Annotated in this window: 26 protein-coding genes, 1 tRNA gene and 7 pseudogenes; 16 read left to right on the top strand and 18 right to left on the bottom strand. The window is 61.3% G+C overall.

Annotated features, from left to right (window positions below; translation table 11 throughout):
* From IVB13_RS27630 to IVB13_RS27615, 4 genes are all read left to right on the top strand, one after another.
* Positions 1–639: a class I SAM-dependent methyltransferase gene (locus IVB13_RS27630; protein WP_018453892.1), complete on the top strand. Its 639-nt coding sequence runs from the start codon at positions 1–3 to the stop codon at positions 637–639.
* 44 nt (positions 640–683) lie between these two features.
* Complete coding sequence (locus tag IVB13_RS27625; protein ID WP_063994841.1) at positions 684–1,040, top strand: hypothetical protein; 357 nt, start codon at positions 684–686, stop codon at positions 1,038–1,040.
* 308 nt (positions 1,041–1,348) lie between these two features.
* A tRNA-Met gene (locus tag IVB13_RS27620) sits at positions 1,349–1,425 on the top strand.
* A gap of 244 nt (positions 1,426–1,669) precedes the next feature.
* Positions 1,670–1,930, top strand: coding sequence for a hypothetical protein (locus tag IVB13_RS27615; RefSeq protein ID WP_247393200.1), 261 nt, complete (start codon positions 1,670–1,672; stop codon positions 1,928–1,930).
* A gap of 272 nt (positions 1,931–2,202) precedes the next feature.
* Here the strand turns inward: IVB13_RS27615 and IVB13_RS27610 are convergent, their stop codons facing one another.
* Complete coding sequence (locus IVB13_RS27610) at positions 2,203–2,415, bottom strand: hypothetical protein (RefSeq protein WP_247490977.1); 213 nt, start codon at positions 2,413–2,415, stop codon at positions 2,203–2,205.
* Positions 2,416–3,028: 613 nt separating this feature from the next.
* Between IVB13_RS27610 and IVB13_RS27605 the strand changes: the two genes are divergently transcribed.
* Positions 3,029–3,682, top strand: coding sequence for a hypothetical protein (locus IVB13_RS27605; protein WP_247490974.1), 654 nt, complete (start codon positions 3,029–3,031; stop codon positions 3,680–3,682).
* Between the two features lie 146 nt (positions 3,683–3,828).
* Positions 3,829–3,966 carry a hypothetical protein gene (locus IVB13_RS27600; protein ID WP_247490972.1) on the top strand — a complete coding sequence of 46 codons (138 nt, stop codon included), beginning with the start codon at positions 3,829–3,831 and terminating at the stop codon, positions 3,964–3,966.
* Between the two features lie 609 nt (positions 3,967–4,575).
* Here the strand turns inward: IVB13_RS27600 and IVB13_RS27595 are convergent.
* Positions 4,576–5,026 (bottom strand): annotated as a pseudogene (locus tag IVB13_RS27595) (LysR family transcriptional regulator); the annotation flags it as partial.
* Positions 5,027–5,033: 7 nt separating this feature from the next.
* Positions 5,034–5,726 (bottom strand): annotated as a pseudogene (locus tag IVB13_RS27590) (alpha/beta hydrolase); the annotation flags it as partial.
* Between IVB13_RS27590 and IVB13_RS27585 the strand changes: the two are divergent.
* Together IVB13_RS27585 and IVB13_RS27580 are read left to right on the top strand one after the other, a co-directional pair.
* Positions 5,720–5,845, top strand: a pseudogene (locus IVB13_RS27585) (DNA ligase); the annotation flags it as partial. The pseudogenes IVB13_RS27590 and IVB13_RS27585 sit on opposite strands and share 7 nt — an antisense overlap.
* A 145-nt stretch (positions 5,846–5,990) precedes the next feature.
* Positions 5,991–6,839, top strand: a pseudogene (locus tag IVB13_RS27580) (ISL3 family transposase); the annotation flags it as partial.
* A gap of 158 nt (positions 6,840–6,997) precedes the next feature.
* Here IVB13_RS27580 and IVB13_RS27575 read toward each other — a convergent pair.
* The 5 genes from IVB13_RS27575 to IVB13_RS27555 form a co-directional block, all read right to left on the bottom strand.
* The gene (locus IVB13_RS27575) at positions 6,998–7,303 is read right to left on the bottom strand and encodes a hypothetical protein (protein WP_247454021.1); all 306 of its coding nucleotides are present in this window, start codon (positions 7,301–7,303) and stop codon (positions 6,998–7,000) included.
* Positions 7,304–7,529: 226 nt separating this feature from the next.
* Positions 7,530–8,441, bottom strand: coding sequence for an aldo/keto reductase (locus IVB13_RS27570; protein ID WP_247454022.1), 912 nt, complete (start codon positions 8,439–8,441; stop codon positions 7,530–7,532).
* A gap of 81 nt (positions 8,442–8,522) precedes the next feature.
* Complete coding sequence (locus tag IVB13_RS27565) at positions 8,523–9,230, bottom strand: carboxymuconolactone decarboxylase family protein (RefSeq protein WP_247454024.1); 708 nt, start codon at positions 9,228–9,230, stop codon at positions 8,523–8,525.
* 27 nt (positions 9,231–9,257) lie between these two features.
* Positions 9,258–9,815: a hypothetical protein gene (locus tag IVB13_RS27560; protein ID WP_247490970.1), complete on the bottom strand. Its 558-nt coding sequence runs from the start codon at positions 9,813–9,815 to the stop codon at positions 9,258–9,260.
* Between the two features lie 489 nt (positions 9,816–10,304).
* Entirely contained in the window at positions 10,305–10,571 is a 267-nt protein-coding gene (locus IVB13_RS27555) for a hypothetical protein (protein ID WP_247454027.1), read from the bottom strand.
* Positions 10,572–11,117: 546 nt separating this feature from the next.
* Here IVB13_RS27555 and IVB13_RS27550 point away from each other — a divergent pair.
* Complete coding sequence (locus IVB13_RS27550) at positions 11,118–11,441, top strand: response regulator (protein WP_247490967.1); 324 nt, start codon at positions 11,118–11,120, stop codon at positions 11,439–11,441.
* Between the two features lie 24 nt (positions 11,442–11,465).
* Here the strand turns inward: IVB13_RS27550 and IVB13_RS27545 are convergent, their stop codons facing one another.
* The 4 genes from IVB13_RS27545 to IVB13_RS27530 form a co-directional block, all read right to left on the bottom strand.
* Positions 11,466–11,810 carry a response regulator gene (locus IVB13_RS27545; protein WP_249802597.1) on the bottom strand — a complete coding sequence of 115 codons (345 nt, stop codon included), beginning with the start codon at positions 11,808–11,810 and terminating at the stop codon, positions 11,466–11,468.
* 827 nt (positions 11,811–12,637) lie between these two features.
* A complete protein-coding gene (locus IVB13_RS27540; protein WP_247454031.1) occupies positions 12,638–12,946 on the bottom strand; it encodes a hypothetical protein in 309 nt (102 codons plus the stop codon).
* A gap of 124 nt (positions 12,947–13,070) precedes the next feature.
* Positions 13,071–14,219 (bottom strand): PAS domain-containing sensor histidine kinase, encoded by a 1,149-nt coding sequence (locus tag IVB13_RS27535; RefSeq protein ID WP_247454033.1) that lies wholly within the window; start codon positions 14,217–14,219, stop codon positions 13,071–13,073.
* The gene (locus IVB13_RS27530; protein WP_247490965.1) at positions 14,220–15,008 is read right to left on the bottom strand and encodes an alpha/beta hydrolase; all 789 of its coding nucleotides are present in this window, start codon (positions 15,006–15,008) and stop codon (positions 14,220–14,222) included.
* A 1,248-nt stretch (positions 15,009–16,256) separates the two neighbouring features.
* Here IVB13_RS27530 and IVB13_RS27525 point away from each other — a divergent pair.
* Positions 16,257–16,466, top strand: coding sequence for a hypothetical protein (locus IVB13_RS27525; protein ID WP_247454037.1), 210 nt, complete (start codon positions 16,257–16,259; stop codon positions 16,464–16,466).
* Between the two features lie 82 nt (positions 16,467–16,548).
* Here IVB13_RS27525 and IVB13_RS27520 read toward each other — a convergent pair whose 3' ends face one another.
* Positions 16,549–17,751: a PHB depolymerase family esterase gene (locus IVB13_RS27520; RefSeq protein ID WP_247490964.1), complete on the bottom strand. Its 1,203-nt coding sequence runs from the start codon at positions 17,749–17,751 to the stop codon at positions 16,549–16,551.
* Positions 17,752–17,755: 4 nt separating this feature from the next.
* Positions 17,756–18,175: a CopG family transcriptional regulator gene (locus tag IVB13_RS27515; protein ID WP_247490962.1), complete on the bottom strand. Its 420-nt coding sequence runs from the start codon at positions 18,173–18,175 to the stop codon at positions 17,756–17,758.
* A gap of 147 nt (positions 18,176–18,322) precedes the next feature.
* Here IVB13_RS27515 and IVB13_RS27510 point away from each other — a divergent pair, with 147 nt between their 5' ends.
* Positions 18,323–18,505: a hypothetical protein gene (locus IVB13_RS27510; protein ID WP_247368084.1), complete on the top strand. Its 183-nt coding sequence runs from the start codon at positions 18,323–18,325 to the stop codon at positions 18,503–18,505.
* Positions 18,506–18,746: 241 nt separating this feature from the next.
* Here the strand turns inward: IVB13_RS27510 and IVB13_RS27505 are convergent, their stop codons facing one another.
* Complete coding sequence (locus IVB13_RS27505) at positions 18,747–18,977, bottom strand: hypothetical protein (protein ID WP_247368085.1); 231 nt, start codon at positions 18,975–18,977, stop codon at positions 18,747–18,749.
* Positions 18,978–19,702: 725 nt separating this feature from the next.
* On the opposite strand from IVB13_RS27505, the gene IVB13_RS27500 reads away from it, so the two are divergent.
* The 3 genes and pseudogenes from IVB13_RS27500 (at position 19,703) to IVB13_RS27490 (ending at position 22,449) form a co-directional block, all read left to right on the top strand.
* A complete protein-coding gene (locus IVB13_RS27500) occupies positions 19,703–20,005 on the top strand; it encodes a hypothetical protein (RefSeq protein WP_247368087.1) in 303 nt (100 codons plus the stop codon).
* A 124-nt stretch (positions 20,006–20,129) separates the two neighbouring features.
* Positions 20,130–21,946: pseudogene (gene ligD / locus IVB13_RS27495) on the top strand (DNA ligase D).
* 29 nt (positions 21,947–21,975) lie between these two features.
* On the top strand, positions 21,976–22,449 hold the full coding sequence (locus tag IVB13_RS27490; protein WP_247490959.1) for a hypothetical protein: 474 nt from the start codon (positions 21,976–21,978) through the stop codon (positions 22,447–22,449).
* Between the two features lie 142 nt (positions 22,450–22,591).
* Here IVB13_RS27490 and IVB13_RS27485 read toward each other — a convergent pair.
* The 3 genes and pseudogenes from IVB13_RS27485 to IVB13_RS27475 all read right to left on the bottom strand — a co-directional run bounded on the left by IVB13_RS27485 (position 22,592) and on the right by IVB13_RS27475 (position 24,554).
* Positions 22,592–22,986: pseudogene (locus tag IVB13_RS27485) on the bottom strand (cupin domain-containing protein).
* 101 nt (positions 22,987–23,087) lie between these two features.
* A pseudogene (locus IVB13_RS27480) lies at positions 23,088–23,462 on the bottom strand (carboxymuconolactone decarboxylase family protein); the annotation flags it as partial.
* Between the two features lie 360 nt (positions 23,463–23,822).
* Complete coding sequence (locus IVB13_RS27475) at positions 23,823–24,554, bottom strand: Crp/Fnr family transcriptional regulator (RefSeq protein WP_247490957.1); 732 nt, start codon at positions 24,552–24,554, stop codon at positions 23,823–23,825.
* A gap of 549 nt (positions 24,555–25,103) precedes the next feature.
* Between IVB13_RS27475 and IVB13_RS27470 the strand changes: the two genes are divergently transcribed.
* The gene (locus tag IVB13_RS27470) at positions 25,104–25,868 is read left to right on the top strand and encodes a Crp/Fnr family transcriptional regulator (protein WP_247490956.1); all 765 of its coding nucleotides are present in this window, start codon (positions 25,104–25,106) and stop codon (positions 25,866–25,868) included.
* Positions 25,868–26,242 (top strand): cupin domain-containing protein, encoded by a 375-nt coding sequence (locus IVB13_RS27465; protein WP_247454054.1) that lies wholly within the window; start codon positions 25,868–25,870, stop codon positions 26,240–26,242. Before IVB13_RS27470 ends, IVB13_RS27465 begins: the two co-directional genes overlap by 1 nt.
* The last annotated feature ends 169 nt before the right edge of the window (positions 26,243–26,411 follow it).

The raw sequence follows: 26,411 nt of genomic DNA, 5'->3' as shown, positions 1-26,411 counted from the left end.
ATGGCAGCAGACATCTCGCGGGCCGGGGTCGAGAAGGCCTATGGCCGCTGGGCGCCGGTCTATGATCTCGTGTTCGGCAAGGTGTTCGACGCCGGCCGGCAGTCGACCATCGCCGAGGCCGACCGCATCGGCGGCCGCATCCTCGACGTCGGCGTCGGCACCGGGCTTTCGCTGTCGGATTATGCGCGCACCACGAAGATCTGCGGCGTCGACATCTCCGAGCCGATGCTGCGCAAAGCGCAATCCCGCGTGCGCGCGATGCGCTTGAGCAATGTCGAAGTCCTCTCGGTGATGGATGCGAAGAACCTCGCCTTCCCCGAAAACTTCTTCGACGCGGTGGTCGCGCAATACGTCATCACCGCGGTGCCCGATCCCGAGGGCACGCTCGACGAGTTCATGCGCGTCTTGAAGCCCGGCGGCGAGCTGATCCTGGTCAACCACATCGGCGCGGAAAAAGGTTTGCGCAAACTCTCCGAGCTCGCGTTTGCGCCCCTGGCCCGCCGTCTCGGCTGGCGCCCGGAATTTCCATGGCAGCGCCTGGTCGACTGGGCCGCAAAACACGGCGGCGTTACGCTTGCCGAGCGCCGCCCGATGCCCCCGATGGGGCACTTTTCGCTGATCCGCTACCTCAAATCGTGATCGGGGGTGCGGAACACGCGGGCTGACCCGCGCGTTTCCCTCCCATGCGCACGACATCAAACATCATTCTGGCCAGCCTCCTGATCGCCGCCTCCGGCAGCGCGATCGCGCAGGCTCCGCCCGCCCCGGCGACACCGCCGCAAGCGACTGCGCCGCCATCCCCGCAGCATGCGACCAATTGCACGCCGCAGGATCGCCCGAACCGCTCGGCCGACGGCACCACCACCGGCCAGTCCCGGGAACCGCTCGGCGACAAATTGGCAAAATCGGACGGCGTGCTCTGCCCGCCCTCCGGCGTCGATCCCGAGATGCACGCCCCGGCGCCCAGCACGAACGGCGCCATGCCCGTCATCCCGCCCCCCGGCAGCCCCGGCGGCGACCCGACGGTGCGGCCGAAGTAGCTTATCGCGCCGAAGCCTTGGCGTAGGCGGAGCCTGTTCCGCATCCCAATCTCGTCGTCATGCCCGGGCTCGTCCCGGGCATCCACGTTCTTGTGGCCGGCCGGGATGGCCGGGACCAGCCCGGCCATGACGGATTCAGCGCCAAAAGGCCCAAATCCCCCGCCGACATGTCCCGCCGAAGCTTTAGCGAAGGCGGAAGCCTTGGCGAAGGTGGAAGCTTTGCCAAACTCGGATTGACAGCCCGCCGCCCCCTTCCTTATATGCCGCGCGTTCGCGAGATCGGCTTGTTTCGGCCCTCGCGACCCTGTGGCGGGGTAGCTCAGCTGGTTAGAGCACGGGAATCATAATCCTGGGGTCGGGGGTTCGAGTCCCTCTCCCGCTACCAAAAATGCAATAAAGTCAATCGCTTATGGCCATGGGTCCTTCGGCGAAAAAACTCCGTAGCAAATCCGTAGCAAGCGTTCGGCGCTTATCTTTCGTGATCAGACGCACCGCTTAATAGCGTTGCCTCTCTGCCGCAGCGCACACGATCGTTCGTCTCATGAAAGTCTTCATCGCAGCCGACATCGACAGCGAGGTCGGGCCGCACGACTACGACGTTCCGGGGGGGCCTGGACTTTGACGTCGCGGTGTGCGCCGGCGACGTCCACCACGCCCAGCGGGCGGTGGGCTGGCTAACCAACCAGCCGTCGCTGTGGAGTAAGTCGGTCCTCTTCGTCGTCACCACTCACCGCGTGCTCATCCACTACAAGGCCCGGATTGAGGCGGCGCATGCGTACGGGATCCAGCAGCAGCCGCGCTACGTCGACGAGGAATTGCGGAAGCGGTGGGCTGGCGTGATGACCGCTCGGGCTCAGCACCCCATGACCGCCGTTAACGCCAACGTGTAGGTGAACAACTCGCACTGACGCGGCTAATACCAAGAAGCCAGCAGGGAATCGATGGAAGAGATTCTTCCACAACTTCCTTCGCTATTGCGACCCCGTGTGCGCCATCTACAGTGTCGTTCGAGAACACCAGCGGCGCGAAGCATCGGGAATATCGTCTTGGTTGCCGGGGCGCTACATCGCATCTCATTTAAGCCGAGCCACCGTACACCCCGGTCGATCCAAGAAGCAGATGCAATTTAAAAAGAACCCGCCGTGACGGCGGGTTCAAGCATTCAGCGGCTGCGGACCCAATCTCGCAGCTCGACAAGCCCGTCCATGAGCGAGCCATCGACCGCGCAGCCCTCTTCCCTTGCCTGGTTCAGATAGGCATCACAGATGACTTGGAGCTCTGTGCCCGTGGTTTGCCCGGTGACATCACCGCCCGGCGCAACCCACTCCCGCACAAACTCACCAACTTCCACTGGCTTCAAACCCTTCCGCTTCATTCGTCTTCTCCGAAAGCCATAGAACTGCCGAACTCTGTGTGACCACAGCAGTCTCCGTTTCATACAAGCTAAAGCTTGGACGCGGAGTTCTAATGGTGTTGATAACGGACCCGCGCGAACGCGGAAAAAAGCAAAACCTACCCGCGCGGAACGCGGAAAACACATGGCAGATGCGTACAACCGAAGCCACCTACTTAAGTTTTCTTGTAAACGGCTTCAAGCCTCACGGCAGCAATTGGTTAATGCCTTCGCGGGAGTGCAGGCGCGTGAAGGCTTTGTCTACCGTCCACGTGAATAAGACCCTAAAACAGCTGCGCGACGATGGTCTCCGCTTCGCCAAGCGATTGACCCATCCTGGACCGGCACGACGGCGCTTGCTGGGATGCAGGTAGTTAACATGGAAGTCGGCAAACTCCTTGAGGCATTGCCCCAAACGAAAAGCCATGCCCCCGAACCCGGACTCGACTCTGTGTTCTTGTTATAGGCGGTGCGAAATCGAGATCGCGGCCGTTCTCCACAGCAAAAGATTTTTGTCAAATTGACTAAATTTGTTTTTCGTTGTCGCGCCCCCGCGCGCCGGCATAATTCGCCAATGGATATTCGGGAGGTGGCGGTGACGGACTCGGACTTCGAGGCGGAAGAGCTCTACGACATGGCGTTCGACGGCACGGGCTGGGAGCGCGCATACCATGCGGCGATCGAACGGTTGGCGTTCGAGGCGGCGGCGAAGTGCGTCCATCCCTACGATCCGGACACGTTCGTGGATGCCGTCGCGGCCTCGATCTTCCATCCCGACGTCAGGACCGAGATTGTCCGTATCTTCATGGCGCGCATCCGCGATTTCATCAACGAACAACTCGACCTCGGGCTCGACATAGAGATGACGCGCTACGGAGGCGCCTTCGCACGCGGTGGTAGCGTCTACGGACGGATCGAGACCAATATTTCCGACGCGGAGCTCGTCGAGCGGATCCAGCGTTTGATGGTCGCGCGCTGCGGCGCCGTACCTGATTTCGCGTTGGACTGCGCAGGACGCTTTTTGATCGAATGGTTGCTGGAGTGCATCGAGGTCGCCGAGAGCAGCAATGTCGACCACTATCCGGAGGGCGACTGCGCGATGGCGATTGCGGAGAGGCTCCAGGAGGACGGCCTCGTGCTCCAGTGCCTCCGCAAGGCGTTGCGCCATGCCGAAGTGGAGCGGCGCCTGGGCGATCCCGGCGTTGTCGCCTTCGAACAGAAGCATCGCGCGAGAGCGAAATACTTCTGAGCAGCAGAAAATCGAAACCACGATTTAAAGTACATGACCGATCATCCTTGCAAGGGCATGACCAGAGCCGCGACCCTCGCCTTCGAGGCCATCGCCATCAACCAGATTCCGCGCTGTTCGAAAGCGACCCTTCAGAAGCTGATCGATTGCGGCTCATCGTGCGCCAGGACAAGGTTCTGCATTTCAACGACGGGCTGCCGCCGGTGAGAACGGAAGACTATTTCGTGCCCGTGGCGATCCACTATCAATGGTGCGTGTGGGGCCGCGAGCGGTTTCGCGAATAGGGCTATGAAACCAGTCGCGAACACAGCAAGCAAATGGGGGCATCGGCGGGTCGCGTGGACGATCCGGTTTTCAAGGCGAAAATCAACGAGCTCAGGGCAGGGATAGTCGCTGCAGAGCGCGACCGCGACCGGGCCGCGAAAGCGGAGTTGGCACGGATGGATCTGCTCGAAGCGAGATCTTCCTGGGCAGAGGCGCGCGCATTCGCCCGCCGGCTCGAAAGCGCGTCCAGGCGACGAGCTCGTTCGCCTCAGACGCTTGATCATACAAAGGATCCGTACCGTGCTTGCCGAAGTTCGCTTTTCCTCCAACTCGATCGCAGTTGTGGTGGAGCTCCCGGGTAAGCCGCGCGAAACGCCATTCGGGCCGATGAGGTGGATGCGAACCATCGAAACCAAAACGGACGGGGACGTCGAGCGATTTTTCGAGACTGGGCAGGGAGCCTAACAAGCCGGGAGCGGGAAGCTATCTCTACCCCGCGGAGAGATTACCTGAGGCTGGATGAACGAGCGGCAGAGAGGGAGCGAATTCCCGATGTTGAAGATCAGAACCGCCAAAAACCGAAGATGAAGGATTCCGATGAACGACGTCGAGCGGCTGCCGCGCTCCCCGCCGACCCGCACCGCGACCATCGTCGAATCGGCGAGATGGCCGATGCGGAGCGCGACGTCGACACCCTCGTCGATCAGATTGACCGAACGGTCGAACAGCAGGAGCTTTGCCGAGACCGTCGGATAGGCGTCGAGAAACGCATCGAGGATCGGTCGGAGCACCATCTCGCCCGACACCACGGGTGCGGTTATCGTCAGCAGGCCACGAGGCGCCGTGCGCGGTCCGGCCGCGATGTCGTCTGCCTCTTCCAACTCGGCGGCGACAGACCGCCACGTAGTGCTCGCCCTCTTCGCTGAGCCTGATCGATCGCGTCGTCCGGTGCAGCAGCTCGGCGCCGACCCGCTCCTCAAGGAAGGCGATGGCGCGGCTGACGGCCGCCGGGGAGCGGCCGATCTTGCGCCCCGCCGCCGCGAGGCTTCCCTCGTCCACCGCAAGGACGAACACGTTCATTGCATCCGTCTCCCTCCATGGTGATGGTGGGTACGGAGATCACGGGCGCCTGCGCCAGACGCGCCTCGTACGCGTCGTATTTCGCCTCGCCATCTGCGAGGCCTAGCCGCCAGCGGTAATTGTGGACCACGATCGCCACATGATCCGGATTGTCGAAGGCCTGAGCGCTGCGATCGAAGGTGGCATCGTCGAAGTGCCACTGGGGCGACGCGAGTTGCCAGATCAGCTTCGAGAAATCGTGGCGATACTTGTCGTACCCCTCGCGGCCGCGCTCGGTCGCGAAATAGATCTGGTACCACCATTGCAGCTCGGCCTTGGGCGGCAACGGCATCTTGCCGGCCTGCTGGCTGCCGATCAGATAGCCGCTCACCGAGACCGTCGCCTTGACCCGCTCCGGCCACAGCGCGGCGATGATGTTAGCGGTGCGCGCACCCCAGTCGAAGCCGGCAATGGTCGCCTTATCGATTTTCAGCGCGTCCATCAGCGCGACGATGTCTGCGGCGATGGCCGAGGGCTGTCCGTTCCGCATCGTCGCCTCCGACAGGAAGCGGGTAGTGCCGTAGCCGCGTAGATAGGGGACGATCACGCGATGCCCGGCGGCGGCGAGCAGCGGGGCGACGTCGATGAAAGCGTAAATATCGTAGGGCCAGCCGTGCAGCAGGATCACGGGCGGACCGTCGGCTGGGCCCGCCAAAGCGTATCGCGCACAAGGGTATCTGGGTCGAGCCGAAACTACTTGCCGAGATCGAGTACCGGGCCAAGTCGGCGGAGGGAAAAGTTCGCCATCCCTTCTTCAAGGGTCTGCGCGAGGACTTGTGAACAACGAATCTCGGCGGACTACTAACGCTCAGGCTGCCGCGGCTGCTGCACCCAGTTTGTCATTCGGCCTGCAATATTGGCTCTGACTCACTTTTGATGAAGTTCAAGCGTCGGCTCGCGTTGGTTTCACAAAGGAATCAATATGATGCAGCGAGCCCTACGTCCGTCGGCCTTGGTCCCTCGCGGATTTGACGTGGAAAGCGCCTTTTGTGATGGCGCTACGACCGTGATCACCATACGCGCCACGAGGGGGACGAGTCTCTGCCCCAGCTGCGGGACCAGTTCTGGGAGGATCCATAGCCGATATCAGAGGCGCCTAAATGATCTGCCGCTGGCGGGGCGGCAGGTTCGCCTGGTGGTCGTGGCGCGCCGCTTCCGCTGCGTTACTGTTCTGTGCGGTCGGCGTATTTTCACTGAGCGCTTCGACGACGGCGCTCTGGCACCGTGGGCGCGGCGAACGACCCGGCTCGATCTGATCGTCCATCACCTTGGCCTTGCCTTGGGTGGCCGCCCGGCGGCGAGTTTTGCCCGTCGACTTATGCTGCCCGTGAGCAACGACACATTGCTTCGGGTGGTTAGAAAGCGCGGGTGTCCGCCCTTTGCTGCGCCGAGCGTTATCGGCATCGACGATTGGGCCTGGCGGCGCAATCAGCGGTACGGAACGATTATCTGTGACCTCGAGCGGCGACGACCGATCACTCTCTTACCCGACAGAGAGCCAGCCACTGCGCAGGCCTGGCTCGCGGGGCAGCCACAAATCGCTGTGGTCGCGCGCGACCGCGGCGGTGGCTATGCCCTTGCTGTGGCCAAGGCACTCCCGCACGCCACCCAGGTCGCCGACCGTTGGCACCTCATGGAGAACGCCAGCCACGCCTTCCTGGATGCGGTTCGCAAATCCATGCGCCAGGTCCGGATCGCGGTCGGCTCCGCCACCATAAATCCCAACTTGTTGACCGCCGCCGAGCGCATTCAATATGAGGGCTATCTTCGGCGAGAAGACACCAACGCGGCTGCCGCCGAGGTGTTGGTTAGAAGAAAGATATGACAGCTGCTGCGGCGGGGTGACCAGCGCGGTGAGGAGGTACGGCGAGAGCGAATTGGCATTCAGGAACTCGGGGCCTGACACACGGTATTCGGCGGCGTTGTGGATGATCACGTCGAACTTTCCGAGCGCATTGATCTGCTCAGCGAGTGTGCCCGCGTCTGGTCGAGATGCCGGAGATCGCCGATTACCACCTCTTCCAGCCCCGGTAGGTCGCGTCGCACGTCGGCGGCGCGTTGGGCATTGCGGGCGTGGGCGACGACCGTGTGGCCGCGCTTCAAGAGGTAAGCGGCGGCAAGCTGGCCGGCTCCGGCGGTTGAACCGGTGATGAGCACGCGCTTCGGCTCGCCATCGAGTGGCTGAACGTTCTCGCCGATGTAGACAAGTTCGTCGGCAACCTCCTGCGTGTTGTACACATCGACACCGTAGAGGTCGCCCTACGGCTGGACGCTTTTGCGGGCTGACTCGGACGGCGTGGGGTAGCAGTGGACTTCTGCGGCAAGGGTTCAGCGCAACCGTTGGATGCGAGCGCGCCGGCACCAACCATGACACCGGAAACGAGGAGGGATCGTCGGGTAATTTCGGTTGTACTCATGCGTTGTCTGCTCATTATTCCTGGTGCCTCGGCACGCGGTCACGTGGCTAGACTTCGTCGATGACGAAGCCGAAGGACTCGAAGTCGATGCTGTCGATGTCGATGGTGTCGCCGGAATTTAGTGCGTCGATCCGGGCCAGCTCGTCATTCGTCAACTCGAAGTCGAACACGTCGAAGTTCTCGGCGATACGTCCCGGGTTGATGGACTTCGGGATGGCAGAGCGGCCCTGCTGGAGGTGCCAACGCAGGATCACCTGAGCGTTCGTTTTTCCGTGTTCCTCGCCGATGGAACGGATCGTCGGATCATTCAGCGGGTTGGAGGTCTCGCCGTTGTAGCTGCGGATCCCGCCGATTGGAGACCATGCCTGGGTGAGGATGCCGTGTGCGGCGTTCTTCGCCTGCAACTCGGCGCGGATGTTGTATGGGTGCAGCTCGATCTGGTTGACCGCCGGAACGATGTCAGTCTCTGCGAGCAGCGCATCGAGCCGGGCGGGCACGAGGTTGCTTACGCCGATGGCGCGAACGGCACAGTCAGCGAGGAGCTTCTCCAGCGCCTTGTAAGCCTCGACGTTCCGGTCGAACTTTGCGATCAGCGGTTGGTGAAGGAGCAGCAGGTCCAGCTGCTCGACGCCGAGCTTCTTGGCGCTCTTCTCGAACGCATGCAGCGCCTCCTCGTACCCATAATCAGAGACCCACACCTTGGTCTCAATGAACACCTCGTCGCGTGGAATTCCGGAACGACGAAGGCCCTCGCCGACCTCGCGCTCGTTGAAGTATGCGGCGGCGGTGTCGATGTGCCGATACCCTACTTCCAGTGCCGACTGGACCGCAGCGGCAGTCTCTTCTGGCGCGGACTGAAACACGCCGAAGCCGATGGCAGGCATTTGGATGCCGTTATTGAGGGTCAATTGAGGGGCGCTATTTGTCATGATCTTTCTTTCGTCTTTAACGGGCGGCATCAATGTCTCCTGGCACGCCGGTCGCCGGATTCCTTGGCACGATTGAATACCCCGGTATTAAAATGCACGCCGCGCGAAGTGTTATCCGGGCCGCTTTGCGAATACATCCTTGGCGACGTTGGCGGCATTCATTGCCATAGGCCAACCGGCGTAGAACCCAAGGTGAGTAATGACTTCAGCGACTTGCGCTTCGCTCATGCCGTTATCGATCGCCTTGTTGATGTGATAGGGAATCTGGGCCGAAAGATTGGCAGTGATCAGCGCAGTCATTGTTACAAGGCTGCGATCGCGCGGGCTCAGCGCTGGACGGAGCCACAAATCCCGGAACAGGACATGGGTCGTGTAGTCGGCGAGGGTTTTGAACGCAGGCCCGAGAAGTCCATCAACAATGGCGACGCGTGCCGCCTCGACCTGCTCATCGAGCGGAAGAAGTTCCACGTCCGCTTGTGCAAGTTGGCTGAGGTCGATTCCACGTTCGGCAAAGATCTTGGCCGCCACGCGGACGGCGGCGCCGCCATTGCCCCATCCAGAATAGAAGGAGAGCTGGGTTATCGTCTCCGAGATCTCGGTCGCGGTGACGCCGTTGTCGAGCGCCAGACCTATTTGGTGCGCAAGCTCATCGGTTTGCCCGCGCTGGATCATCGCAGCAACCGTCACGAGGCTGCGATCTCGCGGGGCCAGGACTTCGCGCGACCACAAATCGCCGACGACGGTTTCACGCGTATAGCGCGCGAGTCTGGGAGAGACGGCTTCGATCGTCTCCGTCTTAAGGGAAGTGGTGTTTGTCATAACCGGAGATTCCTTGGCTCAACGGCGTCACGCAAAGGAGACGCCGGAAATCGTCTGAAGATAGGCCATCAGGCGGTCCTGAGTGGCACCGTCATATGCGGCGGAGGCAGCTTTCCTCCGCTGGCGATGATGAAAATACTCGCCAGTCACCCTGGCTGTCGGCTCCTGGCTCACCGCGAGCCAGGCCTGTGTGTCCGCGCCGAGGTCGAGATTGTCGGGAGCGCCTGCCCCTCCCAACTTGGTCGGGACCCACCCCGGATCTACGGCATTGGCCATCACGTGCGTCCAGCGTGCCGCCACAGCCATCGTTAGGATGGTGTCGTGGAGCTTGGTATCCGAATAGGCTTGCGAGGCATTCCAGCGCCGATCGGCCCATTGTGCATCGTCGAGTTCGGGCCGCCCGCCGGTATGCATCCCGGAACTGAGATAGATCAGTCGGGCAGGTGGGATCATCAGGGCGGTCAGCACATACGGCGCAAGCACGTTGACCGCGAATATCCGTGCCAGCCCGTCTTCGGTCACAAAGCGCTCGCGGTCATGGTACCCCGTGGCCACGTTGTGAATGACGGCATCGAACCGGCCCATGGCGTTTGCCTGGCTCGCAAACTGACTGCATCGCCGCCAGTGTCGAAAGATCGCCCTCGATGGCGCTCTCACAGCCTGGTAGCGCCACGCGCGCGGCATCTGCCCGCGCCGCGGCCTTCTTCGGCTGCTTGGCAGCGCGTTGAGAACGGGACGCTGTCTTCTTCGCCCTTGCCGCTGCCACTCTCTTGTTGGCTCTCATAGGGGCAGGCCCGCGCTTCTTCCGAGCGAACAGCGGAGCTGGCGTGGCCGCAGCGTCGGTCGCTTCCGGAATGTAGACCTGTTCCTTTGTAGTTGCCGCCACCGCTTCGGGATCCGGCTTGAGCGCTGCCGCGGCTGCTGCCGAAGCGGTGTCCACGATTTCTGTAACCGTGTCCGAAATCCTATCGACTATCGACTTTTTCTTTGCCAAGTGAGCCTCCTGAGTGGATGAGAATACCTGCCGCTAGGTGCACACGAACGACAGAGCGTCGGGATCGGATACTGCATTCGTCATATGGAGGCGCTCGGATCGGCCGGGCTCGGCGGTGGTAGCCCATATTCCGCTGCCCGCTTGGCCGCGAGCTTTCGGTAGGCTTGTGCCTGGGTCAACAACTGGTCTTTGAAGCTGGTATCGGCCTCGTCCAAAGCCAACTGCTCGAGCTGGTGTGCTCGTTCGAGATATTCAGTTAATAGTTTCACGAAACGCGTGCTTTTTCGTTCGGTCTGGTGAGCTGACGCAGCGGTGCCGCGGCCGATTGTTTTGGCGCAGCCAGCCAATCGTCCATCTGGGCTGCCGCCTCAGCTTGCCGGCTTCGCCTGATCAGATTCTCTCGCTGGGTACCCGGCGGCGACTGCTTGGCCGCTTCCCGGCACTTGGCCCCCTCTTCAAGTAGCCGCTCGTGAAATGACTTCGCTTGAGTTATCCGGCGGCGACTTTGAGTCATGCGTGAGCATCCTTTGGAGGGTGCAACGCGCATTCTCCAGTCGTTTAACGCGCGACAGGAACTTACGTTCCAAAACACGGAACTGCTGCGGGAATCTAAAGCAGCATCCGCAGCCTCCATGAGAACCGCTCAATAATGACGCGGGGTTACCGATGGTAATCGCCTTCCGGCCTAGGGGTCTGGTGCAAAAGCTCAAGAGCTCCGCAGAGGAGTGCCTCGCTGCGGTCAAAAGCCCAGCTTCGTGACATCCATTCTTGAGCCGACAACACGCCGCTTTCTTTCGGATTTATAGATGCGACAATTGTGGTGAGCAGTCATGGAGGTCGGAGCAATGTTAAAGGTGCATGTAATTGGGTAAAGTGCCCTGGGGGCAGCGCATATGGTATCTGTACTTTTGGTCGAAGATGGACCGCTCATTCGCATGATGATTGCGGACATGCTGGCGGAGTTGGATCATAGCGTTGCTGGAGAGGCTAACGATCTGCAGAGGGGGCTTCTGCTCGCTTCTGCCCCATGCGTTTACGCCGCCATTCTCGACGTACAGTTGGAACAGATCGTTCTGAACCCATCGCAGAAGCCCTGCGAAGCAGGGGCATACCTTTTGCCTTCGAAAGCGGGTATGGCGCGGACGGGGTGCCCGAAGGATTTGCGGGTCATCCGGGCCTTCAAACCTTCAAAAGCCATTCCCTCTGAAAGAGCTTGAACGCTGTTTAGCGACTCTGCTGCCCTAACAAACGCCCGTAGTCTGTTCCATCACGCGCGCGAGGTCTTCTTCCGAGAACGGCTTCCTGAGCATCGGGAAGCCATCACGCCTTCGCTCGCGGCCCGATAGCTGGAGAACTTTGAGTGAGGGCCGAATGCGCATGGCGCGTTCAGCCAGTTCATGGCCGTCCATGCCGGGCATGTTGATGTCGGTGATCAAGATCGAAATGTTCTGCTGACGCGTCAATTTTTCCAGGGCTTCATCGCCGCTGTTTGCGCATACGACCTGGCAGCCAATGTCTTCGAGCATGCACGCGATCACGTCGAGCACGGCGGTGTCATCATCAACGACTAAAACTGTATGTCTCATTGAAAAAGCCTCTGATTGCTTAACTTAGGTGAAGTTCGGAAGTTCCGACATTCGCTACTCCATCTATCCTGAGGGTTTTCGCCTAACGCCGTACCGGCGACATCCACCAAGAGGTCCTAACCCACGGCTGGTGCACTGGATTTGCCTACATTGAAGTTCGCATAGACCACGCTGGACTGTGCAACTCTAGTCCTGAGCTGATCTAGCCATGTCCGCAATCAAATAGGACCCATGTCGTGCGTGGTCCGTTACCTTGCCATCACTGTCCACGATTCCGGGGCGTCGGTGACTGAGAGACGCCAACGCACTCCCGCCTTTTGAGCCGGGAGAGCCTCGTGTGGCGACCGTTTAGCCGACAAACAGAAGAACTACTCGCTCGGGCTCAGCGGGCCGTCGACGACGCCATTCAAACGCGTCAAACCACGCGGCTCTTGCTTATGGATGCCAAGCAGCGCCGGCAAGCGGCTTTTCCTAACCAGCCTAGTGGGGTCCCAAAAGCCGTCGGAGTGAACTGTAGTGCCTTAACGGACGTATAAAGAGCATGGATCACGAAAGAGAAAAGGAAGTCACTCAGGACAAGTTGGCGCGATGCCTGCAGCTTGCGCGGGAGTTCCCCAGTGGTCCAACAGCAGAGATGATACGCGACCTCGAAGCAGAGCTTCGCGGACAACTCCGCACCTTGGAAGAAAAGATTAGGCGGACGGGGTGAGCGGCAGCTCTTAGACGGTAACCGCGTCCGCTCGTAGGCCTATCTGAGTCAGAAGTCATCTAGACAGTAGGTCGTGCAAAAGCGCAAACGTGATCCGCCGCAGCTTCCCAGCCGCGTTTCACGCCTGATGTGGCGAAGCATACCGTGTGCCGGGTTCTCGGCTTGGAGCCAGACCCGCTTGCGGGGTCGCCGCCGGTAGCGTTTGACGGTACTCGCCGTCGACCACGGCCAGTACCATTGAGGAATCGACGGGCGTGCGCGAGCGGTCGGGCGACTTGGCGGCAGGATTTTCGATGAGCAGCTCGTTCGAGTCGAGCGCTACAACAATCCGCTGAGGTGTCGCCATGCGCCGTTTCCGAAGCGCCGTCGAGGAGGTCACGCACCTTCCTAGATCGCTGAAACCGAACGGCTCGACGATCAGCTGCACTTCCTTGTCGAGCCCCCTGTAGTGGATGACCGCGTTGCGTATCCCGTCGTGAACAGAACCTTTCCGGGCGCTCAGCCTACGATGACACCTCCGCTGCAGGGGCCGCTCTTGCGGTGCGAGACCACTAGGGCCGAAGTGCCCCTTCGCCTTGCAGCGGCATACGGAAGGTGAACCTGGTCTCCGCTTCGGACGAAGCGACGTCAATCGAACCCCCGTGAGCTTTGGCAATCTCCGCAGCGATGTAGAGGCCCAGCCCTAGCCCTTGCGCCGGTCCGTGAGCCTCTCCCCGGTAGAACGGCTGAAACAGGCGTTTGCGAGCTTCCTCCGGAATGGCAGCGCCTGCGTTCGCCACAGAGAGTTCGAACATTTCTGCCTTGGCGCTCGCTTCGACGCGCACCGGCTCGTCCGGCGCGCCGTGGCTGATCGCGTTGCCGAGCAGGTTGGAGAACAACTGCGCGACGCGGGCTGGATCGCAAAACACGGGGGTTTCGAGTTGAAAATGGGTTTCGATGTCACGCTCCGGATGCGCGGCTTTCAATTCCGCGACCACCTGGTCGAGAACGGGTTCGATGGCGGTGATGGCCTTGGACAGCGAGATGCCTCCGCCAAGCCGACCTCGAGCCAAATCCATGACGCTTTCGATCATCTTGGCCATGCGCCCCACGCTGCTCTGCATCATGGCCTCTAACCGCAGCGCGTCCTCCGGCGTCTTGGCCTTGAGCATCAGCCGCGCGCCAGCCGCGATCGATGCGAGTGGATTGCGCAGGTCATGGCCGAGGACGGCGATGAACTGCTCGCGCAGTTCGGCATTTTCGCGCTCCTGTCGCAGACGCTCTTCCAGAGCCGTCTTGAGCTCGTCGCTCTCGTTGCGCGCGTCGATCAGCCCGCGCTCGTAACGGCGCCGGTCTGCGGCCCGCATGATTGTCAGGCGCGTGAACAGGAGCGCATCAGCGTCGGTCCGCCGCTCACGCGCGTTGGCGATTGCCGGCAGCCGCGTTCCGGTTTTGGTCAGGAGATCGAGCGCGAACTCGTCGAAGAAGCCCTGCATGCGCAGCAGCGGCGCGACATGGGTCTCCAGGAATATGCGCCCCGCCATGTTGAGCAGCTCGCTAAGCCGCATCCCGGGAAGGTCATCGGGCTGGTAGCCCATCCAGCCCGCAAGGGTCCGATTGGCCCGATCGATGCGACCGTCCGGACGAACGGAGAGGTACCCGCAAGGCGCGTTCTCGTAGAGATCTTCGAAGTCGCTGTCGGCGGGATGATTGTTGTTCACTCAGACGAAATCTCGAATTGCGGCGACGACTTCGTCGGGCGCGCTGAGGTTGGGACAATGGCCGGTCGCCTTCAGCACGACCATTGTGCTGTTCGGGATGTTGCGGTGGACGTACGCACCCACTTGTTGCCCGGCGATGATGTCTTCGCTGCACTGGAGAATCAGCGTGCGCGCTTTGACCTTGGCCAAATCGGCCCGGTTGTCTGAGAGAAAGGTGACCCGGGCAAATTCCTTGGCGATGGCTGGGTCGGTACGGCAGAAGCTGTTGGTCAGTTCCTTGCCGAGTTCGGGACGGTCGGAGTTGCCCATGATGGCAGGCGCCATCTGCGCCGACCATCCCATGTGGTTCTCCTCCAGAAACGAAAGAAGCTCTTCGATCTGCTGAGCGCTGAACCCGCCGACGTAGTCGCTATCGTCGATGTAGCGCGCCGAAGGCCCGACCAGCACCAGGCTCTCGAACAGTGTCGGATCCTTGATCGCGGCAAGAACTCCGATCATCGCGCTCACGGAATGCCCCACGAATACGGCGTCCTTCAGGCGCAGCGAGCGCCCGATCTCGACGACGTCGTCGGCATAGCCGGACAGCGTCGAATATTTTTGACGGTCGTAGGCGGTGAGGTCCGAACGGCCAGCTCCCACGTGGTCGAACAGCACCGTGCTGAAATCGCGCTCGAACGCAGGCGCCACGAGGCGCCACATGTTCTGGTCGCACCCGAACCCGTGGGCAAACATCATGGCCCGCTCGCCGTGACCCCGGATCTGCACGTTGTTGCGGAATTCGATTGACACCGGGACCCACCCCCTTGCGCATGGCCCATTGTTCTCACACCCGTACCTTAGGTCAAACGGTGATCGGCGTATCCATCTTCTATTGCCGGGCTGACCCGCAGCGCAGGAGAAGTCTCGATATAGCCTCAGCCAACTGGGCGCCCGCGAAGGGTTTGGCCAGGAGGACGCTTCGGGGAACGCCATTCGCCGCCCAGCGATGCGCGCTATCGCCGGACACGCACAGGATCGCGCAACTTGGATCGTTCTCCCGCGCGAGACGGGCGAGCTCCCACCCATCCATCCTGGCGCGGCCCAAATTGATGTCGTGACGAGAGCACGCGGCAAAGGCCTCCCGCTGAGAAGGTTGGTTGCCTCCTCGCCAGATGCGGCGCTGAGTACGCCGTATCCTGCCTCCGCCAAGGTCTCCTCCAGCATCTCCCGCAGGAGATCTTCATCCTCGACCAGAAGAATTGTCGATCTTTCTGCGGGATCTTGGGAGTTGCTCAGGTGCATCTCGCATCTCTCATCGAAAAAAGGGCACCCGTCCACAAGCAAACGTGCCACCCGCTCCAACATAGCAAAGGGCGAAGTGTTCACCTTTTCAGCCATCCGCGCCGAGCGACGATGCTGCTGCTGGTCGGCGTCGCTGCGTTGCTGGTGCAGCAACCGGAGCTAGTCGTGACCGGACTTCGGTGGTGAGCGGCCGTCCTTTCGCCTTCTGAGAAGTTAGGCCCGCAGGGGGCACTGCCCTCACGAATGAGAGGCGTTCAACCACACGGGCGCCTCGCGGGCCGCGAATGCGCGATCGTTTCTGAGCACGTCGCTGCGGAGGCCGGCAGAACAGGCAGGCGACGAAACAGACGCTGTCAATATTCGCATGGGAGCAAATCCCGGCTGGGGTCGATCGGCGCAAGAACGCCGAGGTCGCGGGGAAATCTCCTATTTCGCCGGCGGCCGTAGCGGGCTGTCCGCCCACTTACGGGCCGTCGGGTCCTGCAGCGGGTCGTCTCCGCAATTGGTGCAGACGTACCGCAGCTTCCCGTTGGTGATTTCGTCAGGCACAGCCTTCATCGGCTTGCCGCACGCCGGGCACGCCTTCCGAACCGGATAGGACACTTGCATCTGATTTTCCCCTGCGACGGCCAGTCTACGTCCGCCGCCATACCGATCTCAAGACGGTCGCGGAAAGTTGCAAGAGCGTGTCGTGTGCCTTCTTGACTCAACGACCGCGGGCTACTCAACTCGGGGCAGTGATGTTGTGGGTGCGTCATGGAGCAGGAATTCTATCAGGGTCTCGCGCAGCGGGTCCGTGTCATCGCCGAAAGGGCCGATCCGTTCACCCGACGTCGTCTGCTGGATCTCGCTAAGCGGTACGACGCCAAGAGCGGCCCTGGGCAATCTGGAGCAACTGAACGACCACTGCCGATCCCGCGCACCACGCAGCCGGCTTCCATCTTCTCCGAACCGGGCGAGGCCTGACCTCAGGCCTTCCCCGCCAGCCGGCTGCTCCGTCGCGTTCAGGAAAACTGGAGATCCGGCGATGTGAATTCAAGGCCGCGCCCTATCTCCGCGTGAAGCTTGCCAGCGAATGCTCGAGGAAGAAGCGCAGCATCTCCCTGGTCGCGTCCGGCCCGCGTGGATCCGTGTAGGACCCGGCAGGACTGCCTCCAGACCAGGCATGGCCGGCCCCGTGGACGCTCCAGTGCTCGGACGTGCCCAAGCCACCTTCATCGGTGAGGACGGTGCGGGTATACGCATGTCCCTCAGGTACTCGCCCGCGAAGAGTTTTCGTCCTCGGGCTTGCTGCAGCTTCGCCCGGCCCACGGAGAATCAGTTCAGCATTGCTCGGATGCACGGTGGTATCGCGATCGCCATGGAAGACGATGGTGGGAATCGAGGCGCCAGCTCTCCGGACTGCTGCAGCGTTGCCTTGCCGCATAGCGGTCAACGCGGATGGAAGGTCGCTGGCAGCCCCGCACGCTAGGCCCGAGTGGACGCCGACGGCGGCGTACAGGTCGGGGTACGTCGCACCCATAATGGCGGCGGCGGCGCCTCCGGCCGAGAGGCCTGCGACGTAGACGCGCTTGGGATCGATAGGGTGCTCCCGCATGATCTTGCGGGTAATGCCTGCTATCAGCGAAGGCTCGCCGCTATCCCGCTGCTGGTCGCCCGTGCGAAACCAGTTCCAGCACTTCGCATGGTTGGCTCCGCGTGGCTGCTCCGGATAGACAACGAAGCAATTCCGCTCGTCCGCCAGAAAATTCATCCGGGTGCCGGCGGCGAAATCGTCCGGCGACTGGGTGCAGCCGTGAAGCATGACGATGAGGGGACGCGGTCCTCCATCAGCGCGGCTGGGGATGAACAGCTTGTAAGTCCGACTTCCCGCCGCGTTAGTGAAGGTGGCAGAGACGAACCTTGTGCCGCCCGGCGCAATGTCCGCTTTGGACATTGGAGTGCGCCCGACCGGACTTGGCATGCCGAAACCGGAAAGATCTTTCATCCCGCCGAAGGGCGCGAGGCGATTGTGTCGTTTGGCAGGCGTGGCTTGTGTGGACGGTCCGCTCTCCTTCTCCTCGACGACATTGGCTTTCAGCTCGAGTGTCGGGGGCTCGAGCCTCGCACGCTCAACAGGCACAGCATCTCCCCTTGAGGCTGCGGGGCCGCCATCGCCGCGCAGCATTCGCTGCAATAGTGCAGTGGCTTCGACCAGTTGGCCGGCACGTGTGAGGCGGGTCGCTTCGCGGACCATGTCTGGATTCAGCATCGTTTCACCTCGTTCGGTCGGCGAGAGCGGCCTTGACCGCGGGGCTGGCATGAAGGGCTCCGAGCACTGAGACCGAGGCAATTGTGGCGCGCGCCAGCTCGGGCGTGACGTCCTGGTCGATGGTCGCCAAGCCGAGAACGTTGATGTGCAGCATCTCGCCGTCGCACCGCGCCCTCTCGAGATCGACGCGAGCATAATTACGCAGCCCCAGGTCCAGACTTTTACGGGCGGTGGATTGCTTGACCACATCCGCGTGCCGCTCGAGCTGGTTGCGGATCGCCGTCCGAATGAAATCGGTGCGGTTCGAATAAAACCCTTCCTGCACCATGAGGTCGACCTGGCCGAGGTCGACATAGCCAAGGTTGATCGTGATCTTCTCGGTATCGGGGTTTCGGGGTCGCAGTTCGCGTACATTGTCGTTCATCGGTACGCTGCGCTTCGGGATCGGATGTGCTGCCGTTCGCGAACTTCCTGGGGGTGGGACGAACCCTTCGTGCGGCCGTCAGGTCTACTTCCGCCTGAATCAAATCGAGGGCTCGCGTGCTATGATCGCGGTCCAGGAGGAAGATACATGTCCACTTCCAAGAAGCCGTTGGAACCCGATGATTTTCCGGTGACCGCCGAAGGACAAAAGATCAAGAAGCAAGACGGCGAGCCCATCGCCAGCACCGATCATCCAGAAATCGCTGCCGACTTGGCCTACCGCATCAACGACGACGAAGCGCGCCGCGAGGAGGACAAGTGGTCGGCCTGAGCGCCTTCTCTCGGCCGTCCAGCAGGGTATCGATCAGCTTCAGTCTGGCGGTCAGGGCCGCCCGCCGCTACGCGCAGCGCCCACACGTCACCATTGCTGCTTTCGTAAAGAACTCGCTCGGTCATACCGATCAATCGAACGGGCAATAATCCGTCCAGATTGGCCTAAGGCAGGTCCGAGCATCTGTGCCGATTTGCTCGCTCGCGACGAGCAGGGCGCGCTGCCGCAGCGCCCTGCACAGCTACTTCTGCCCGGACGGCGCCTGGGCGTTCGAGTTGCTCGGGTTATTGGCATTCTGCTTGTTGGCCTCATGATGTCCGATTGCGCAGCCGGCTACCGCCCCGAGCTTCCCATGGCCCGCCATGTGGCCGGCAACACCACCCACGATCGCGCCCTTGATGCATCCTTTGGCCTGCACTGGCGAGGCCAACGCAATTGCGAGCAGGCAGGCAGTGGCGACGATGGTTTTCATGATCGTTCTCCTCCGAAATGAAATCGCACCGATCATCAAGTCGGGGCGAGCATCGCCGTTCCGCGAGAAATTCAGGCTGAGCCATTCCAGTCCCTGCGGCCTACGCCACTCGGTGAGGCTCGTCCCCTTTCACTGCCCTCGCGCGTAGGAAACGTCCCACCTCATGGTGAGTGCACCGGGAGCATCTGAACTCGACCTCCACCTCCCGTGGGATGCTTTTGGGAAGGTTTGCGGCCATAGGCCATGCCCCGCAGTTCGGGCATTTTACCAGCAAGGTATCCGTTTCAAGCATGGTCGAGCTCTCCGCACCCGCGTGGCAACCGCACGAAACTGGAGACGTTCCTGCGCTTTGCGCCGGAGGGACAAGGCGCCGCTGGAGTGCCACCCGCCCGGCAGCAGACGAGGCAGGGACCGAATCTGCTCCAGCTCCCGGACCGAACGGGCGCTCCTGCGAGGGCTTGTAACGTTCGGCGGTCCGTCTACGATCCCGAAATGACAGAGCAAAAAGCTTGCCCGAAATGCGAGAGGACCATGGAGCAGGGCTTCATTCCTAGCCCGGGGCGTGGGCAGTTGCCTTGGTTTGCGGGAGTGCCGCCTGCCACGTACCGCGAGTCGTTCATGTTCGGCAGGAAGGCGCTTACCGTGACGACCTATCGGTGCTCGGCCTGCGGCTATCTGGAATCGTATGCGGAGGGATGATCGCCCGACGCTAAATTGAGTGCTTCATGGAAACGATTGCCACATCTACCGCCCTTGTGCTGGCGATGCTCGTGGCGCTGGCGTTCTATTCTCGCCTGAAAATAACAGGCCTGCAGCGGCGACTGGTCTCGCTGGAAAGAGTCGAAGCAAAGCTCGACTTGCTACTGAAACATGGCGGTCTGAGCTATCAGCCGCTGGGTGGTTCGACAGAAATAGAGGACGCGCTCAAAGCCGGCGAGAAGGTCCGCGCAGTTTCACTTTTCCGTGCCGCGAACGGCTGCACCTTGGCAGAAGCAAAGGCAGCGATTGAAAGGGCGCAGCGGCCGTAGCCAGCGTCCCGTCATCTGCCTCTGAAGCGCTTCGGCGCGCAGCGCCGAGGCCGGAACTGGACTTCGCGCCCGCGGTAGGGGACTCCGTGGACGGAACGAATCAGCGTGACGACGTTGAATCGGCATGTGTGCTGTGGCGTTGCGTCAGTCTCGTTCGGGAGTATCGCGTGTCCATGGCGCCGTCAAAGCTGCTATTCCTGGTTACATCGAGCCGTGTGATCCCACGTTGCGCGAGAATCCGCCGCGCGGCGAAGACTGGGTCTACGAGATCAAGGCCGACGGCTACCGCGCGCAGCTGCACCTGCGAGATGCGGACGCCAAGGTCTATTCACGCACCGGCCTGGACTGGACCGAACAATTCTCCTCGATCGCCGCGAGCGCAGACAAGCTCAAGGCAAACAGTGCAATCATCGACGGTGAGGCCGTGGTGTACGGCAGTGGCGGCCTGCCGGACTTCCAGCAGCTCAGGCGGGAGCTCGGCCCCAAGCGCAGCGAGCGTGTGCGCTACCACGCGTTCGATCTCCTGTATCTGGACGGCTATGACTTGCGGGGCGTCGCGTATGAGGATCGCAAGCGCCTGCTGCAGCGGCTTCTGAAGAACGCACCGGAAAGCTTCATTTACGTCGAGGCGCTTGCGGCCGACGGCAACGTGATCTTCGACAAAGGGTGCAAACTGGGTCTCGAAGGTCTGGTCGCCAAGCGGCTGGGCGACCCGTACCGCTCGGGTCGGCAGGAGAGCTGGGTCAAGCTCAAGTGCATGAAGAGCGAGACCTTTCCGATCGTCGCCTTCGTGGAGAAGCTTGGGGCGCGCCCGCGCAAGGTCGCCTCGCTCTACGTCGGCCGGCGCCAGAACGGCAAGCTGCTCTATGCCGGCAAGCTGCGTACCGGCTACAGCGAGACGACGGCGCGCGAATTACGCGAGCGGCTGGATCCGTTCATCCGCAAGACTTCTCCACTCGATATGGCGGTCAAAAAGCCGAAGGCGACCTGGGTTGAGCCGACTCTCGAGGTCGAGGTCCAATATGGCGCGCTGACCGATGATGGCCTGCTCCGCGAAGCTGTGTTCAAGGGTTTTCGCGACGATCTCGCATTGCGCAAGGTCAAGGCGCCGCGGTTGGTGCCCTCCGTGGCCGGCCGGCCGAAGCTGGGCGTCCCCCGAGAGAACATCCTGCAACTTCTGCCCGAAGCCGTTGCTCCATCGAAAGAAGAACTCGCAGACTATTGGACCAAGGCCTGGAAGAAGGCGCTGCCGCACCTCGGGCATCGTCCGCTGAAGCTCGTGCGCCACGTGCACGGCACGACCTTCTATCACAAGGGGCCGCTGCCGAAGGACATCCCGGCCGCCGTGCACCAGCTCCGTATTCAGAAGCGCGAGGGCGGCCAGGGAACGCGCCTGTGGGTCGACAGCCTGGATGGCTTCCTTGGTCTGGTCGGGATTGGGGCCGTCGAACTGCACCCGTGGAATGCGACCGTCGAGGACTTCGAACATGCCGACCTCATCGTGATCGACCTCGATCCCGGAGACGGCGTCGATTGGGATGCAGTCGTGGAGACCGCGCTCGATCTGCGCACGCTGATGAAGCGCGAGGGTTCGAGACCTGGCCCAAGCTCACCGGCGGCAAAGGCATTCACCTGATGGCGCCACTGGATCAACCGGTGCTGCACGATAAGGCGCATCAGGTCGCGCATCAGCTGGTCTCCGCTCTCGCAGCGCGCCATCCAGACCGCTATCTCCTGTCCGCTCAGGCAAAGCGTCGCGATCGCATCTTCCTCGATTATCTGCGCAACGGCCGTGGGACCACCGCGATCGGCACCTATTCCCCGCGAGCCCGAAAGGGAATTCCGATCGCAGCGCCCGTGACCTGGAAGCGCATCGAGAGCGGGATCGCGCCGGACGCCTTCACCATCGACAGTCCGTTCCGCGCCAAACCGAGGAGGTGAGCCCTATGTCGGACGCATTCGATCGATGGGTGGAATGGCGCTACAAGCCTCCCGGCGACAGGCGCAGCATTCCGGCCGAACTCTACGCCGCGGTGACGTCGCTGCCTGAAGCCGATCGATCCGACCGGCAGAAGGTCAACGAGGTGGTACGCAGCCATGATGAAGTTCGCCGCGAGGGCAGGACCGTATGGCTCTACCTTGATGACTACGAGAACGGCGAGTCGCGCACGATGGGCGATCGCGGCTGGGTCAAGGTATTTGCATCTGGAGGTGCCGCCGACGCCTGGCTCCAGGACAATGACCCCGAAGGCGTTGCCTGGGAATACGAAGTGGAAGGCGGACCAGTCGAGGGATGGGTGTGGCTCTGCTTGCCCGATTCGGCGTCGAGAGCCACCGGTGAGCCCGATTGGATCAAGCTCTTTGCCTCGAAAGAGCGCGCGCAAAAATGGCTTGAGGGCAACGAGCCAAAGCGCGACATTTGGCAGTACCCGATTCAGGAGTGACACGCATGAGTGCGTTCGTTGACAGCTCCGTCTGGGTCGCTGCGGCCGCCAAGCGGGATGCTCAGAATGAGCGCGCCAAGTCGATCCTTCAGAGCATCGACCACTGGAGGCCGGTAAGCCCAGCGTTTTGATTGCCACTCAGTCACTTCCGGTACTGGTCGTCCCGGACCTTCTCCATCCATTCAACGTTCTTGCCGTTGAGAGTTTCCTGGATCGCGATGTGCGTCATGGCGGTCGTCGCCGATGCGCCGTGCCAGTGCTTCAGTCCGGGCGGAAACCACACGACGTCGCCTGCGCGAATTTCCTCGACCGAACCGCCTTCGCGCTGCACCCAACCGAGGCCGGCAGTGACGATCAGCGTCTGGCCAAGTGGGTGCGTGTGCCAACCAGTCCGCGCCCAGGCTCGAACCTGACATAGGCGCCGCTCGCGCGGGCCGGCTCCGGCGCCTGAAATAGCGGATCTACTCGTACCGAGCCGGTGAACCAGTCTTCGGGCCCCTTCTGTGAAGGGCGGGATCCGTTCCTCTTGATGTCGATGTCCATTTTGGTCTCCTTCCGTGTTGAAGCCGCGAGAACCAGCGGGTGGTGAATTCCGGCGACAGCGACGCTGCCGCCAATGAGGACGGCCCTGCGCTTGATCACGGTCGCTTCTCGATCACGTCCTTGACGACCGGCGCCGCCGAGAATGCGTTGGGCCTGCCGGCGTAAAAGGCGACATGGCCGAGCACCTCGCCGGCTTCCTCCCCCGTCAACCCGTTGTCCATTGCGCGGTTCAGATGATAGGTGATCTGCGCAACTTGACCGGCGGCGATCAGGGCGCTCACGGTTACCAGGCTTCGGTCGGGCGGAGCCAGCACCGGCCTGAGCCAGAGATCCCGGAACAGCACGTCGGTCCTGTACTGGACAAGGCTCGGTGTGATCTGCCCAAACTGCTCTTCGACGCGCGTTGCCCGCTGCTTCTCCGCCGCCTCGTCGAGCGGTAGCTGCGGCCCCGAGGCCGGCGGGAGTTGATCGACCCTGATGTTGCGGGTCGGGAACCCTACGGGCCAGCGAGAAACGGCGTGCAGCGCTTCCTGACTTTGGTGGCTGCGGTCAATTGGCTTTTCGTTGTAAGATGGCTCACGACGGATCCTTCGGAAGGTATGCTCTTGGCATCGCTCCCGCTTGCGAGATGTCACACGCTTTTGCCGAGTATGTAGCGAATCCGAGCGGCAGTTCGTTCATTGTGAACGGTTTGTCGATCAGTTCCACCCCGGGGTCAACCACCTCGTTGTGCACGACGGCGTTGCGCGTGTAGTCCGCCATGAAGAGTACCTTCCGCCGCCCCGCAACAGCCGTGATGCACGCCACGGTGATTGCAGACCGCAGAGCCGTCAGTATGGAGAAGCGTTGCCATTCTGGTGCAGGTACGCTGCATCAAATCCGCCCTCAATGAGGACTCTCTCGACGTCGATCAACTTGACCATCTTCTTCTGCAGATCGAGAACGCCATCCGCGCGGAAGCCCTGAAGAACGCGATTGACGTGTACGACGCTTAGCCCAAGCGCCTCGGCCAATTCAGATTGCGTAACAGGAAACTCAAACTCGTCATCGCCGACGAGTCCGACCGCAGCCAAACGCTCGCGCATTTCGGCGAGAAGATGCGCCATACGGGCCGGTGCTTGGCGCACTGCCACGTTGACGATCCACTCTCGGAAGATTGCGGCGTCGATCAGCGTCTCGCACCAGAAAGCGCGCGCGACTGCGGGCCGCTGCTCGATCAGTGCCGAAAGAGCGGAATGGTCGACGAAGCCCAGTGTCGCGTTGGATATTGTCGCCAGATCATGATCCATGACACTGAGAAAAAGACTCTGTAGGTCCGGAATGTCTCCCGGGATGTGGAAGGACAGGATCTGACGCTTTCCGTTCTCGGCAATCTTCGACCGGCAGAGGAAGCCACTCAGGACCAAACAGCTACGTTTGGGGCAATCACCTTCCCGAACGACGTAAGTGTCCGCTGTAAGCTGCTTTACATCGACGAGCAGCGTCTTGATTGCGGCGGCGTCCTCGTCGGACAGCCGAGTGTTCGCACGCAATCGTCGGATCAGGATTTCTGTGGGATGCATGATGATTCTCCTGATGGCCGAAGGCAAGACCATCCGTTGGGGTCGGTTCACAGATGCCAGGAACACGTGATCCAAGTTGCATGGCCAGGTGCAATCGGACGCTACGACGAAAAGCTGAATCTCTCCGGAGTGAGGAACGAGTAATGGGTCCGAGCGGTCCTCAAACCCTCTTATTCACTTTAAGGAGTTGAAACGACCGTGCGATTGCTTCCTGGCTATACGCGACGAGTTCGGTCGTTGTCGAAAGCGTCTCCTTCGTGTGTTGAATACGTTCGGATGTACTCGTCGTGCAGCGCACAATTTCCCGCTTAAGGCGGTCCATGCGCGCGTAGAAAGCGCTATTTTGGCAAGTTTGATCCGATCCTGGGATGAACTCTGCCTGAATCAGGCTGCCTTGACCGTGAATGGTGGGATTCATTGGCGCCATCACCCGCACTATCGGACCAGGGCGCGAGCACGACACTAAACTAGATCAAGGTCACGACCGTGCAATTGAGGTACAGGAGGCACCAAAAGTGTCGTCCGGCGTTCTCCCCGTGGAGGAAACCCATGGACAGCCCGCTAATCAGGAAACTGGAGCAGTTCGCGCCGTTCAGTGACGAAGACCGTCAATTGCTGAACCGTATCAGCTGTGAGCGGCAGCGACAGTATGGTCCGGGACAGGACATCATAAGGGAGGGGGAGCACTCTTCTGATATCCACCTCGTCATCACCGGCCTGGCATGCCGCTACAAACACCTTGAAAATGGCGCCCGTCAGATCATGGCGTTCCTGGTGCCCGGCGATCCCTGCGATTCGGAAATCTTCATCCTTGATGAAATGGATCACAGCATCGGGACATTAACGCCAAGCCTCGTCGCATCCATCTCCGGCGAAATCATGAAGGATCTCCTTCTCAATCGACCGAGCATCGCGCTGGCGTTCTGGTGGAACACCTTGCAGGACGAAGGCGTCCTGCGTGAGCGCATCATCGATGTGGGCCGTCGCGACGCATATGCGCGGATCGCGTTTCTGACCTACGAGATATTCCTTCGGATGCGCGCCTTCGGAGTGGTGGACGACCAAAAGTTCGAATTTCCCGTGACTCAGACGGATCTGGCCGACGCGACCGGTCTCACACCAGTGTATGTCAACCGAATGCTGGGACGCCTCCGTCAGGAGAATCTGATCAGCATTGAGGGAAATACCTGGACGGTGTGTGATCCTGCCGGGCTGCGCAATGCGGCACGTTTCGAAAGCAATTATCTGCACCTCGATCGGGCAAAACGGGAGCCTGACAGCGAACCCGCCAGGCGAATGCGTGGGCTAATCTGATGTCTACTTTTCTGGATGCGCGGTCGTCTCCCGCTAAAGGCACTCCGATCAACCTGACGGAGATCGCGTCTGGTATGAGCTGGAGGGAAGCGTGCGAAACCTTGCGCGTTTGTTACAGATCCGAAGCGTCTTCTCTCAGCATACTGCCTCTTGACCGCGTTGAAAGCGGAGCAGCCGACGACGGTTCCGCTGATGCCATCTATATTATCGTTTCGGGCTACGGGATGTTGCGCTTGGACGGCAAAGAGATGGAATGCACGGCCGGCGATTTGCTGTTCATCCCGCGGGGCTACCCGCATCGCTTTGAACGTACGGATGGAGAGATCCGGATTTGGAAGATCAGTCTCGCCCAAGATTCTGCTGACAATCTCTAGCTCGCATAGCCGTCCCGCCGCCTTCAGTGCGCTCGGCCTACCGAGTTCCGGTAGTTGCGCATCGCATCGCTCACGCGTGGTTCTCCATCGGCTCCCAACATTGGCTCTGACGCATATTCGATGATCGTGATTGTTTTTATGGCGCGCCAATCAGCCTAGCCTGAAGGAG

Source organism: Bradyrhizobium sp. 17 (genome assembly GCF_023073515.1).
In the GTDB taxonomy this organism is placed as follows: domain Bacteria; phylum Pseudomonadota; class Alphaproteobacteria; order Rhizobiales; family Xanthobacteraceae; genus Bradyrhizobium; species Bradyrhizobium canariense_D.
This window is presented reverse-complemented; position numbering and strand designations above follow the sequence as displayed.